This is a genomic window from Spirosoma daeguense, assembly GCF_054776875.1.
In genome coordinates, this window is record NZ_BAAHBF010000007.1 from 524,163 (window position 1) to 537,264 (window position 13,102).

Genomic DNA, 13,102 nt, shown 5'->3' on the forward strand with positions numbered 1-13,102 from the left:
CCGCTGGCGGTCTGAGAAGCTTTCGTAAGAGTAATTAGACGTAAGCGATACAATCCATTTCGACCAGCGAACCGTTGGGGATTCCGGCGCGGGGCGACACCGTTGTGCGAACGGGCGGTTTAGCCCCAAATCGACCTTTGTAGACTTCGTTCATGCCTTTGTAATCGTCCAGATCATGAAGAAAGACGCTTACTTTCAGGACTTTTTGCATCGACGAACCCGCTTTGATGAGTTCTTTTTCCATTTCTTTCAGCACATGGTCGGTATGCGCTTTTGCGTCGCCTTCGAAGTGGGCACCGATGCCGAAAATAAAGAGCAGGTTTCCCTGTTTCGTAACGCTTGAATAAAGCGGGACATCCTCGTAGGTGACAACGCCCATTACTGCTTTTTCAGTTGCTGATGTAGCGTCTGGTTTGGCAGAATTGCCCAATCCAGATGCCTGTAGCGACGTGGTACCTAATCCGAACAGGGTGGTTGCAGAAGCGAAAAGCCGTTTTAGAATCGATCGGCGTTGTGTTTTCATAAGCGAACCGGGGTAATCTGTTCCGAACATCCTTTCCCGGTATTAGGGGAGGATGTTCGGATTTGGAATTATTGTCTGACTATCAAAGTATTAGTAGGCGTTTTTTACTTATCCCACCAAACTGTGCTGGAAAGCGTATTCGTGCCGCCCTGACGTGTACGTGCTTCGAGGAAATTGGTTTTGTTATAGATTTCTTCCGTATCAGGAATCACAAAACGAGTTGGAATTTTACCGCCGGTCAGGTTGCCCGGATAGTTGGTCGGTGTAAGAACCGGATAGCCCGTACGACGCCAGTTCGAGAAGATTTCGTACTCATCTTCCAGAAATAGCGATACCCATTTCTGTGTCTGAATCTGCGCCATCTGCTGTGCTGTTGTGCCGCTTGTGTTATACGGATTCGTAGCCAGATACGCGTTTATTTTGGCGTCTGAGATCGTACCGGCTGACCCAAATAATGACCATTGACGCATCCCCGCTCTCACCGCATTCGCGTAAGCCGTTGCTGCGGTGGTTCCGCTAACCCAGCCACGTACCGATGCTTCGGCCAGCAACAGATTTGTTTCGGCGTTGCCCAACACGATAAGCGGTGCGCTGTATTTCAACAACGTGTTTGGGTTTGGCTCCGAAAACGAATTGAAGTTGGCAGGCAGGCTGTTGAAAGCTGCGTTTGGCATACCACTCTGAAGCGATGCGGTCGTATCAGCGGTGAACGTTTTGTTATCGGTGGTTGTCCAGACAATCGAGAAAACGCCCAGACGTGGATCTTTGGTTGTTTTCAGATAATCGATGAACGTTTTAGCGAATTTGCCCCCTTCTACATTGTCGCCACCGGGTGTGATGTAATCGGTACCCAGCAGTGCAGCGGAAATAAAGTTCCGGCTGGCCACCTGCGAACCATCGACGTAGCCAATCACAGCGCGGTCGGCATCGTCCACAATTACACCGCCAGCAATCGCTTTTTCAACCCAGGTTTTCGCCGTGGCAGGATCAACTTCGGTCAGGCGCATACCCAGACGTAGCATGAGCGTATAAGCAAACTTTTTCCATTTCGTTACGTCGCCACCAAACATCAGATCGGCCGCTCCGAACGTAGCTTTCGACGCATCGAACGCTTTGATCGATTCTTCCAGCTCTTTCAACAAGTCGGCGTAAATAGCCTGCTGCGTATCGTATTTAGGCGAATAGTTTTTGTCAGACAGCGCCTTGCCCGCGTCGAAATACGGAATATCGCCATACACATCGGTCAGACGGTGGAACATATACGCTTTCCAGATACGGGCCGCCGACAGTTTGTTTATATTGACCGGATTCGTTGAAACCGCGTCAATAACCTGACGAATCGAAATTACCGCGCCTTGCCCGGCGAGTGTGCCCGCATAGGCGTTCCAGTTGCCGGTCGAATAGCTGAAGTTGAAGTACTTATCGCCAGCCGCAGGAACTTCCTTATACGTAGCAAAGTGCTGCATCGACTGACCGATGGTCAGGTAAGCGGCTCCAGCGAAATTGGTGCTTACACCATCGAGCAGGGCACGCGTAAAGAGGTATTCGGGAACAACTTCCGAGTATTTGTTCGGGTCTACGTTCATCTCCTCAAAACCTTTGTCGCACGACGACAAAAGCAGAAGGGCGGGTACTACGTAGTATATTTTTTTGAGGAATCGTTTCATTGTCAGCGCAATTTTTCAGATTAGAATTTCACCATTAAGCTCACACCAAGACTGCGGGTTCTGGGTACACCAAAGGCTTCCAGACCTTGCGCGTTTGTGCTCGTATAGCCCGATTCAGGATCGAAATACTGGTTCTTTTTGTCTTTGTACAGAATAGCCAGGTTCCGCGCTACGAACGAAATAGACGCCGATTGTAACTTCAGGAACGACAGCTTGTTAACCGGTAGGTTATAGCTCAGTACAACCTGACGTAGTTTCACGAAATCGTTGTTGAACATGAACATCGCCGTGTAGTTCTTGTCGTTGTCGTAATACGTATCAACATCTTCCTTCGACCATGTTTTGGTGAACGGATTACCTTCTGGCGTTACACCCGTTACGGTTACACCGGTTTCGCGGCCGGGCAGGGTTTCCTGTGGTAAGCCGAAGCGGTACGCGTACTGATACAGGTTCGAGTAAACGATAGCTCCGAATTTGCCGTCGAGCAGAATGTTCAGCGAGAAGTTTTTGTAGCGGAAGTTGTTGGTGATACCCATCGTGAGGGGAGGAGTACCCTGACCGATTTCTTCCAGATCACCCCGAACGGCGTAACCACTGGCCGTATTGAACACTACATTGCCATTGGCATCGGTTTTCTTGCGGTAACCCCAAACGGTTCCGTAAGGGCGATCCAGTACGTTCCGAACAAGGCCACCACCTACACCTGTACCGATGTCGATACCCGTAAGTCCGTCGGCTAATTTTTCGATTTTACTCTTATTGTACGCCATGTTATAGCTTACATCCCAACCGAAATCAGCGGTTTTAACCGGCGTTCCCGTCACTAGCAACTCAATACCCTTGTTGCTCAGTGCGCCAACGTTCAGTAGTGCCGACGTATAACCCGACGAAAGCGCAATGTTCGACGTAACGATATCATTGGTGGTTTTCCGGTTGTAGAATGTCAGATCTAAACCCAGACGATTGTTCAGGAATTTAGCTTCGATACCCGCTTCCGACGTAGTAGACGTCAGTGGTTTCAGATCAGGGTTCGGCACCTGCGACGAGGACAGAACCTGCACCGGACGACCGTTGTGACCACCCTGCTGCATCGAATAATACTGGTAAATCTGATACGCATTCACCGTAGCACCACCCACCTGTGCCCATGACGCCCGCAGTTTCGCAAAGCTGATGGCACTTGGCAGACGGAACGCATCGGAGATGATGAACGAACCACCCACCGACGGATAGAAAATGCTGTTACGTTTCGGATTCAATACCGAGAACCAGTCCTGACGACCCGAAACGGTCAGATACGCTACGTTCTTGTACCCAAAATCAGCCGAACCAAACACCGAATTGATGGCGCTTTTCATGTACGTTGGCGTAGTAGTCGACGTAGCGAGGTTGGTGTAGCTGTAGAAATACGGTACGGTAAATTCGCTACCCGCAATCTGCGTCTGGTCGTAAACCGCCTGCTGTGCGTTCGCACCTAACAGCGCCGAGAAACTTAAATCCTTGAAAAAGTTGGTGTTGTAATTCAACGTCAGCATACCGTTGGTTTCCGACGAGGTAACTTTGCGGCCATCATACGTACCAAGTGGCTGGTACGCGTTGTTGGTTGGCTGTACGTATTCCGACGAGAAGCTGTAATAATCCTGGCTTACGCTTCCTTTTAGTGACAGATTGTCCAGAATGTCGTAGCGAATGCTTCCCTGCGCAATAAAGCGAGATTTGCTGTCGTCGTTCTTGAATTTGTTTACTACAAGATATGGGTTAGGTGCTGCCGGAACGGGGTTCCATTCAATTTCTTTTCCGGTTGTCGGGTCATAGCCCGGTGCCAGACTACGAATATCTACTACGTTGGCTATCAGATACGTAGCCCAGTGTGGATTCATGTCGGCGTAACCAACTTTGGGCCGGTTTTTACCAAGCTCGTAATTGTACTGGAAAACGGTTTCGATGCTCAGTTTTTTGCCCAGAAACGCATTCAGGTTCAGGTTGGCGATACGTCGGGTAAAGGACGAGTTCGGTACGATGCTGTTCGACTGCGTATTGTTCAGACCTAACCGGAAATTGACCGACTCATTGCCACCCGTAAACGCCACCGAGTTAATGTAGTTGGAACCCGTGCGGTAGAAGTTTTTCAGGTTATCTTTCTGGGGAGAATAAGGATGCAATTGACCATCAACCTGAATCGTTGGCAGACCATCCATGCGCGCACCATACGACAGACGACCCGTACTTTTGGCTTCCGTTACGGTCGTTGGTTTTTTACCGTCGAGACCCTGACCATATTCATACTGCCAGTTTGGAATAACGGCGATATCTTCAAACGTCGTGTTGCTGTTCACTTCTACGCCAACCCCTTTCTGACCACGTCCTTTTTTCGTTGTAATCAGAATAACGCCGTTCGAGGCACGGGCACCGTACAGAGCCGCAGCCGGGCCACCTTTCAGTACACTAATCGATTCAATATCGTCGGGGTTGATACCACCGATACCATCGCCCCGGTCAACGTTCATGCCGTTACCGTCGGCCGTAGTACCACCGCCCGGAATGCTGTTGTCCATTGGCATCCCGTTGATAACGTATAAAGGCTGGTTGTTGCCGTTCAATGAGCCATTTCCCCGGATAATGATGCGGCTCGAACCGCCGGGGCCAGTCGCCATACCCGTTGCGTTTACACCGGCAATTTTACCCGTCAGTGCATTGGCGAGGTTGTTTTCGCGGGCCTGTGTGAAATCGCTGCCTTTTACTTCCGAAACAGCATAGGCCAGCGCTTTCTTCTCTTTCGAAATACCCAGCGCCGTTACAACCACTTCGCTCAGGCTGGTAGCGCCTTCTTTCAGGCTCACGTCAAGAACCGACTGACCGCCAACGGCAACTTCCTGTGCTGAAAAGCCGATGTAGGAGAAAATAACCGTAGCCTGAGCGTTGTTCAGCTTGAGCGTATATTTCCCGTCGCTATCGGTTACGGTACCCTTTGTTGTTCCTTTTTCCAGAACCGTTACGCCGGGCAGGACTTGCCCATCCGTAGCGTTGGTTACTTTGCCGGATATCGTCTGCGCCAGAGCCGACAGGCTAAACCAGCAGAGCGATACAATAAGCAAACCCATTCGGGATGGCCTGTGAAGTAACATACGTTTCATAAGCTTTATAGGTGTTTTAAACTCAGTTTGGTTAACTAATGGAGGTTTAATATTGCAATTTTTGCAGATGTATTTTGCGATATTTGCGCAATGTAATGGCTTTGTTGCTATAAAAGCAATTATTATTCGGTTTTTCTTGCAGATTACTGCTGTAAAATGTGCAAATACTGCGGTTTTATGGTGTTTTGTGTATTATGTGCAAAAAAATAATGCAAATTCTGCAGTAAATCCTGTCAAATGATGCTTTATTCGCGTCGATGTTTTATCGGATGGGTAAGATTCAGGTGTTTTTTATCTTTTATGTCGAATACTAGTGCTCTATTATTCCTATTCTCATGTCAATAGCTCTTCTGAAAGACGAACGTAAACAATTGATAGTCAAGCAAATAAATTTACATACGCGTGTAAATTTGACCGATTTGGCCGCTACACTAAACGTATCGGAGGATACCATTCGGCGCGATATCAATGATTTGTCGGATGAAGGGAAGCTGATCAAGATTCGGGGCGGGGCTATGTCGAAGGCATATCATCACTCGTCGCTGATTCAGGAAACGTATGCGCATCTCAACAAACGCACGATAGCCGAAAAAGCCCTGGCACTGCTTCAGGATGGTATGCTGATTCTGATTGGGGGAGGCACCACCATCCGCGAATTTATCAAGATGATTCCGGTCGATCTGAAGGCTACCTTCATCACCGTAAATCCATTAACGGCGGTAGAATTGCTGGATAAACCTAATCTGGAAATCATTATGATTGGCGGTCAGATTTCCCGCTATAGCCAGATGAGCGTCGGGGGGGAAGTATACCAGCGGTTATCTGAATTGCGTGTCGATCTGTGCATTATGGGAACCAATGCCATTGATGCGCGGGAAGGACTTTCCGATTCAGATTGGGAAACTGTTCAGGCCAAAAAAGCCATGATTCGGGCAGCCGAAAAATTGGCTGTTTTAGCTATTTCCGAAAAGATGAATAGTGTCATGCAGATGAAAATTGCCGAACTCAATCAGGTGGATTACCTCATCACTGAACTCCCCACCGACTCGCCCCAACTGTCGGCCTACCAAACGGGCAAAACCATTGTGCTATAAGCTCGGTAGTGTCTCAGACAGCATCTTGCTGTCTGGGTTATACGTTGTATGGCTTTCCTTCTTAACTGCTGATTGCAGACCAGACAGCGAGATGCTGTCTGAGACGAACTGATCTTATTCTCTACGTAGTGATTTCTGTAACGTTATGTATCGATTATACTAGCTGTACTAGAAAGAAAATAACAAGCTGGTTGTAGTTTGTTTATTTGGAGTTGGATAAATGCTGGATTTTCTGTTGCTTACGAGTTCGGAAATCCGGCATCTCATTTCTAGCTCCCTTACCTCATGAAATCCTCTTTTTGTCTGCTTGCGATCCTTCTGCTTTCTCAGGTTGCATGGGCGCAGCCGAATGTGCAAAAACGCTATCAGACCCAGTTTATCATGGCCGAAAATGGCAGTACGATTGAGCTGGATCAGGGTACGTTCACCTTCACCGGAACCCTTTCGTTGCAGGATAAAAAGAAGATTATTATTCGAGGAAAAGGAGTCGATAAAACGATTCTCAGTTTCAAAGGGCAAACCGATGGTGCTGAAGGATTGCGGGTTTCCAATGCCGAAGAGATTGTTATCGAGAATCTGACCCTTCAGGACTCAAAAGGCGATGGCATAAAAACCATGAACGTAAAGGGCATTACGTTCCGAAACGTAAAAGTGGAGTGGACGGGGCCACCGAAAGCCGAAAATGGCGGTTATGGGCTATATCCGGTGCAGTGCGATAACGTAGTGATTGATGGATGCACGGCCATAGGTGCGTCGGATGCCGGTATTTACGTGGGGCAATCGCGGGGAATTATCGTTAAAAACAGCAAAGCGTATCATAACGTAGCGGGTATCGAGATCGAAAATTCGCGGAACGCCGATGTATTCGATAACGAAGCGTATGAAAACACGGGCGGAATTCTGGTGTTCGATTTGCCCGATCTGGTTCAAAAACAGGGCGGAAATGTCCGCGTTTTTAACAACTACGTTCACGACAATAATCTGCCAAATTTCGCTCCGGCCGGTAATATCGTAGCGAGCGTATCAGACGGAACTGGCTTGATGATTCTGGCGGCCAACGGTGTAGAAGTGTTCAATAATCGGTTTATCCGAAACCAGACCCTGAGCACGGGAATTATCAGTTATCTGCTTACCGAATTGCCCATCACCGACAAAGCGTATTACCCGTTTGCTACGTCCATTTCCATTCACGATAATGTGTATGAACGTAGTGCTGGCCCGGTTAGTCAGCGGGGAAAGTATAACAAAATCTTCGGGCAGATTCTGAAACCCGGTCAGGAGGTTCCGCATATCGTTTATGATGGCATTATCGATACCGCTACGTTAGACAAGGAAGGGAAACCACTTCCCGACAAACGGATTTGTATTCGGAATAACAAAAACCAGACGTTTGTCAATCTTGATGCGGGTCGCGGATTCAAAAACGTTACGTTCGCTACGTCCTTATTCGATTGCCAGCTGACACCTTTGAAAGCAACCGTGTTGAATGCAAAATAAACGAATGCGATACGGATTAGTATGGTGTGTAGGGCTGGTTATTCTCTGGCTTATTCTGGGTAGTTGGCAAACCAAGGCTATCCCCGAAAAACTCTCTGATTATGGTTTGTTTAAAGGTGCAATTTCGAATCAGGAGCCGGGTTCGGGCGTGGTTCCGTATGCGCTGAATACGCCCTTGTTTTCGGACTATGCCGAAAAATTGCGCTTCGTAAAATTGCCTGAAGGTCAGTCTGTAGCATATAACGATTCGGCAGTTCTGAATTTTCCCGTTGGCACTACGCTTATCAAAACGTTCTACTATCCGCTCGATTTTCGCGATTCCAGCAAAGGCCGTCGGTTGATTGAAACGCGCTTGTTAATTCATCAATCGGAAGGCTGGAAAGCATTTGATTACGTCTGGAACGATGAGCAAACCGAAGCATTTCTGGACGTAGCAGGCGATACGAAAACGGTTCGCTACGTCGATACGGATGGCAAACAACGGGAACAAAACTACGTAATACCGAACCTGAACCAGTGCAAAGGATGCCACAACCGCAATGAACAACTGGTGCCCATTGGCCCATCAATTCGGCAACTCAATGGCGACGTAACATATTCGGGGAAACAAGAAAATCAGTTAACGTACTGGAAACGAAGGGGCATGATTTCTGATTTACCATCTCTGGAAAAATGCCCGAAAACACCCGTCTGGAATAAGCCGGAAACCGGTTCGATAAACGACAGAGCACGTGCCTGGCTCGATATTAACTGCGCGCATTGCCATAATCCGAAAGGGCCAGCCATGACGTCGGGCCTAAACCTGAGCATTTCGGAGAATGACCCAACAGCGGTGGGCATCCGAAAAACACCCGTTGCCGCCGGACGTGGATCGGGAGGTCGTCCGTTCGATATTGTCCCCGGCAAACCTGACGAATCGATTCTGGTATACAGAATGACATCGACCGACCCCGGAGAAATGATGCCCGAACTAGGCCGAAAAGTAGTTCATACCGAGAGTCTTGACCTCATTCGCGAGTGGATTAAAGCCATGAAATAATACGATTTCAATTCTGTTTTGCCTCAGAAATTTAGCCTGAACGCTACGTTTATTCAGATGCGTTAAAATCGTCGCGGTAGCAATTGGACTTTTTAGCCTTTTAGATAAAGTCAACCCACGTATGGAACGAAGAGACTTTATCAAAACCAGCAGTCTGATTGGCGGAGCCTATGCTTTTTCGGGCAATTCGCTGATGGCTACCCCCTTACTCAGCAACGTAGCACCTGCCGATACGTATTGGCTCGATGGCCCAATGCGTTGGGTTCAGCTTGCGTTCGTAGAGCGCGATCCCGGCCATTACGACCCCGATTTCTGGCTCAGTTACTTCAAACGTATTCACGCCGATGGGGCATTGCTCAGCGCGGGCGGCATCGTTGCGTTTTACCCGACCAAAATTCCGCTGCATCACCGGAGCGACTTTATGGGTAATTCCGATACGTTGGGCTATCTGGTTGAAGGCTGTAAAAAGCTGGGCATGAAAATCATGCTACGTACCGACCCCCACGCGGTTCGCCAGAACGTTTACGACGCTCACCCCGACTGGATTGCGGTAACGGCCGACGGTCAAAAACGTCGACACTGGGCCAATCCTGATCTTTGGGTAACCTGCGCACTTGGGCCATACAGCTTCGAGTTTATGCCGCAAGTGAATCAGGAAATCATGGAGAAATTTCAGCCAGAGGGCATTTTTTCGAACCGCTGGCATGGTCATGACGTCTGTTACTGTGAGCATTGCAAGCGTAATTTTAAAGCGTTTGCCAATCTGGAAATGCCCCAAAAAGCCGACAAGCTCGATCCAACGTATCGAAAATGGGCTGAATGGCGGATGAAACGATTGCGGGAAGTATGGGCGCTCTGGGATGACGGTATCCGGAAACAACGGCCCATCTCTCGGTTCATTCCTAATGGATTTCCGGATAAAGTTATGACGGGCAAAGAAGCCGATCTTTTCTTTGCCGACCAACAGGCGCGTCGTGGTTTGATTCCGCCCTGGTCGAACGGAAAAGGAGCCAAAGAGTTACGCGCTACGTTGGGACTAAAACCGTTGATTGGCATATTCAGCGTAGGTATCGAAGAGGAATTTCGCTGGAAAGATTCGGTGCAGAGCGATGCCGAAATTCGAATCTGGGTAGCTGAAGGAACGGCCAATGGTATGCGTCCTTGTTTCGTGAAATTTGGCGGGGATATTTACGACAAACGCTGGATGGAATCGGTAGCGAAACTCTACGAAAGCTATCACAAGAACGAAAAATACCTGCGTAACACGGCTCCGATGGCGCGTGTCGGCGTGGTTTATTCCGAACAAACCGACCGGAATTACGGCGGCAAACCGTGGCAGCAGAAAAGTGGCGACCATTTGGACGGGTTCTACCATAACCTAGTAGAGAATCGGATTCCGTTCGATATGGTGAACGACCGCCTGCTGACGCCCGACGATTTGAAACGGTTTAAGCTGCTTATTCTGCCCAACGTAGCGGCACTTTCTGATGCGCAGTGCCAACAGCTAAAGGCGTTTGTCGATACTGGCGGAAGCCTTGTTGCTACGTTCGAAACCTCCCTTTACGACGAAGAAGGCAAACAGCGAAATGATTTCGGGCTTGCCAGTTTATTCGGCGTCTCCTTCGACCAGAAAGTAGAAGGGCCAATGCGTAACTCCTACCTGCATCTGCAACAGGGCACTAAAGACGCTCAGACGCAGCAGATTCTACGCGGACTAGCCGATACGCCACGTATCATCAACGCCATTCATAAAGTGAACGTAAAGCCAACCGCTACGTTCCCAAGCCCCGTTACGTTGATTCCGACCTACCCTGATTTGCCGATGGAAGATGTGTATCCACGTGTGGCACAGACCGATACGCGGGAGTTGTATCTGCGTCAGGTTGGTAAAGGACGGGTTGCGTACATACCCGGAGATTTAGATCGTACCTTCTGGCAACTGCTTAATATGGATCACGGGCAACTGCTTTCCAACGTAGTGAACTGGGCACTCAATGAAGAACCCATCGTCAATATAACAGGGCCGGGTGTCGTGGATGTAAACGTCTGGCGGCAAGCCAAATCAATGACGGTTCATCTGGTCAATCTCACGAATCCGATGATGATGAAAGGGCCATTTCGGGAGTTGATTCCGGTCGATGCGCAGGTTTCGGTACAGGTTCCGGCGGGGGCAAACGTAACGGGTGTTACGTTGCTGATGAGTGGTCAGAAACCCAAATTCGAACGGATTGGCAACAAAATAAACGTAGCGGTTCCTAAACTACTCGACCACGAAATTGTGGCACTGGACTTAGCCTGATTTTTCTGCTAATTCGCAATCTCCCAAAAAACCTGCTGTGCAATAACCTTTTAGCTTATGATCTGGAAACAAGTTACTGACCCATTCAACAACATCGGCTTATCTGTTCTGGTAGCGTCGGTGCCGATCCTGTTTATTTTCTGGGCACTGATTATCCGAAAAATGAAAGGGTATCAGGCGAGCCTGCTGGCAACGGTTATTTCCATGATTATTGCCGTTCTCATCTATGGTATGCCGGTCAAACTGGCGTTGCTGTCGGCGGCTCATGGTGCGTTGTACGGGTTGTTCCCAATTTGCTGGCTGGTGGTGATGGCGGTTTTTCTCTTCAACATTTCGGTAAAAAGCGGTCAGTTCGAAATTGTGAAGCATTTTATGGCGTCCATCACCTCCGACCGACGGTTACAGGCATTGCTCATTGCGTTTTCGTTTGGCTCATTTCTGGAAGGAACGGCGGGTTTTGGCGCTCCCGTTGCCATTACGGCCGCCATGCTGGTCGGGCTTGGGTTTAACCCGCTTTATGCGTCAGGTATTTGTCTGATTGCCAACACCGCTCCGGTGGCTTTTGGCTCCATTGGTATTCCCATAACAGTGGCTTCGCAGGTGTCGGGCATTCCAGAATTGCCTATTTCTCAGATGGTTGGCCGGACGTTGCCGATTCTGTCGGTTATGATGCCGTTTTATCTGGTGGTTATTATTGCGGGTTTCCAGAAAGCGCGGGAAGTATTACCGGCGGCTCTCGTTTGTGGCGTAGCGTTTGCCTTACTTCAATATCTTTCCTCGAATTTTCTGGGGCCTTCGCTGCCTGATGTCATTGCGGGTTTAGGCTCTATTATCTGTCTGATGATTTTTCTTCGTTTCTGGAAGCCGAAAACAATCTGGCGATTCAGCAACGAACCCGCCCCAACCATTGATACGTCGATACGTTACTCGACTCACCAGATGTTTCGGGCGTGGTCCACATTTCTGGTGCTCACGATCATGGTGATTTTCTGGGGAATGCAGCCGATTAAAGATGTACTCAATTCAATCGGTTTACTTCAATTCGAATTCCCCGGCTTGCACAACGTCATTCAGGGTGCTGATGGAGCACCGCTGCCTAAAATCTTCAAATTCAATTATTTATCTGCTGCCGGAACTGCTATCATGACGGCGGCTCTGGTTACCATTCCGCTTGTCGGCTTAACGTATCGCCAGGGCTTGCAGGTGTTTGGTGCTACGTTGCATCAGCTTCGCTTTCCGATTCTGACCGTAGCCGCCGTTTTAGGATTTGCCTATATCATGAACGATTCGGGCATTACCCTCACACTGGCCGACGTATTGGCGAATACGGGTGTGATGTTTCCGTTTTTTGCGCCGGTTCTTGGCTGGCTCGGTGTTTTCATTACCGGTTCCGATACGTCAGCAAATGCGCTGTTTAGTAAATTGCAATACGCTACGGCTGAGTCAATTAGCGTCGATCCCGTAGTAACTGTAGGGGCCAACGTATCGGGGGGCGTGGTTGGGAAAATGATTTCGCCACAGTCGATTGCAGTAGCGGCTGCGGCCGGTAATCTGGTTGGTCAGGAATCGCAATTGTTTCGGTTTACGGTCAAGCACAGCTTTATTCTGCTGGCGTTTATCTGCGTCATTACGTTGGCACAAGCATACGTATTCAAGTGGATGATTCCGGTTTATGAAATGCTAAGTTCAGCCAAAACAACTGCCGCTGCCGACGTATCGAAAGGGTACATGTACCTGATTTTGCTGGGTATTCTGCTGGCATTGATAGCGTCTTCAGTATTGATTTTTGGCAGAAAAGAGAAGCAAACGCCCGATTATGTTAGTTGATTTTTTACATCCTGAAACTGAA

Annotated in this window: 8 protein-coding genes; 5 read left to right on the plus strand and 3 right to left on the minus strand. The window is 48.8% G+C overall.

Annotated elements, in window-relative coordinates:
* Window positions 1-34 precede the first annotated feature (34 nt).
* The 3 genes from ACYVD4_RS23865 to ACYVD4_RS23875 all read right to left on the minus strand — a co-directional run bounded on the left by ACYVD4_RS23865 (window position 35) and on the right by ACYVD4_RS23875 (window position 5,324).
* Window positions 35-523 carry a RidA family protein gene (locus tag ACYVD4_RS23865; RefSeq protein WP_460950014.1) on the minus strand — a complete coding sequence of 163 codons (489 nt, stop codon included), beginning with the start codon at window positions 521-523 and terminating at the stop codon, window positions 35-37.
* Window positions 524-627: 104 nt separating this feature from the next.
* Window positions 628-2,190 (minus strand): SusD/RagB family nutrient-binding outer membrane lipoprotein, encoded by a 1,563-nt coding sequence (locus ACYVD4_RS23870; protein WP_460950016.1) that lies wholly within the window; start codon window positions 2,188-2,190, stop codon window positions 628-630.
* Between the two features lie 20 nt (window positions 2,191-2,210).
* A complete protein-coding gene (locus tag ACYVD4_RS23875) occupies window positions 2,211-5,324 on the minus strand; it encodes a SusC/RagA family TonB-linked outer membrane protein (RefSeq protein WP_460950017.1) in 3,114 nt (1,037 codons plus the stop codon).
* Window positions 5,325-5,659: 335 nt separating this feature from the next.
* Between ACYVD4_RS23875 and ACYVD4_RS23880 the strand changes: the two genes are divergently transcribed.
* The 5 genes from ACYVD4_RS23880 (at window position 5,660) to ACYVD4_RS23900 (ending at window position 13,080) form a co-directional block, all read left to right on the plus strand.
* Window positions 5,660-6,418: a DeoR/GlpR family DNA-binding transcription regulator gene (locus tag ACYVD4_RS23880; RefSeq protein ID WP_460950018.1), complete on the plus strand. Its 759-nt coding sequence runs from the start codon at window positions 5,660-5,662 to the stop codon at window positions 6,416-6,418.
* A 285-nt stretch (window positions 6,419-6,703) separates the two neighbouring features.
* Complete coding sequence (locus tag ACYVD4_RS23885; protein ID WP_460950020.1) at window positions 6,704-7,915, plus strand: parallel beta-helix domain-containing protein; 1,212 nt, start codon at window positions 6,704-6,706, stop codon at window positions 7,913-7,915.
* 4 nt (window positions 7,916-7,919) lie between these two features.
* Window positions 7,920-8,954 carry an SO2930 family diheme c-type cytochrome gene (locus ACYVD4_RS23890; protein WP_460950021.1) on the plus strand — a complete coding sequence of 345 codons (1,035 nt, stop codon included), beginning with the start codon at window positions 7,920-7,922 and terminating at the stop codon, window positions 8,952-8,954.
* Window positions 8,955-9,075: 121 nt separating this feature from the next.
* Complete coding sequence (locus tag ACYVD4_RS23895; protein ID WP_460950023.1) at window positions 9,076-11,253, plus strand: alpha-amylase family protein; 2,178 nt, start codon at window positions 9,076-9,078, stop codon at window positions 11,251-11,253.
* A 57-nt stretch (window positions 11,254-11,310) separates the two neighbouring features.
* Window positions 11,311-13,080, plus strand: coding sequence for an L-lactate permease (locus ACYVD4_RS23900; RefSeq protein WP_460950024.1), 1,770 nt, complete (start codon window positions 11,311-11,313; stop codon window positions 13,078-13,080).
* Window positions 13,081-13,102 lie beyond the last annotated feature (22 nt).

Excerpts from the sequence above, each read along its gene's own strand:
- ACYVD4_RS23875 (WP_460950017.1), bottom strand. The coding sequence starts at position 5,324 with ATGAAACGTATGTTACTTCACAGGCCATCCCGAATGGGTTTGCTTATT.
- ACYVD4_RS23900 (WP_460950024.1), top strand. The coding sequence starts at position 11,311 with ATGATCTGGAAACAAGTTACTGACCCATTCAACAACATCGGCTTATCT.
- ACYVD4_RS23890 (WP_460950021.1), top strand. The coding sequence starts at position 7,920 with ATGCGATACGGATTAGTATGGTGTGTAGGGCTGGTTATTCTCTGGCTT.
- ACYVD4_RS23895 (WP_460950023.1), top strand. The coding sequence starts at position 9,076 with ATGGAACGAAGAGACTTTATCAAAACCAGCAGTCTGATTGGCGGAGCC.
- ACYVD4_RS23880 (WP_460950018.1), top strand. The coding sequence starts at position 5,660 with ATGTCAATAGCTCTTCTGAAAGACGAACGTAAACAATTGATAGTCAAG.
- ACYVD4_RS23865 (WP_460950014.1), bottom strand. The coding sequence starts at position 523 with ATGAAAACACAACGCCGATCGATTCTAAAACGGCTTTTCGCTTCTGCA.
- ACYVD4_RS23885 (WP_460950020.1), top strand. The coding sequence starts at position 6,704 with ATGAAATCCTCTTTTTGTCTGCTTGCGATCCTTCTGCTTTCTCAGGTT.
- ACYVD4_RS23870 (WP_460950016.1), bottom strand. The coding sequence starts at position 2,190 with ATGAAACGATTCCTCAAAAAAATATACTACGTAGTACCCGCCCTTCTG.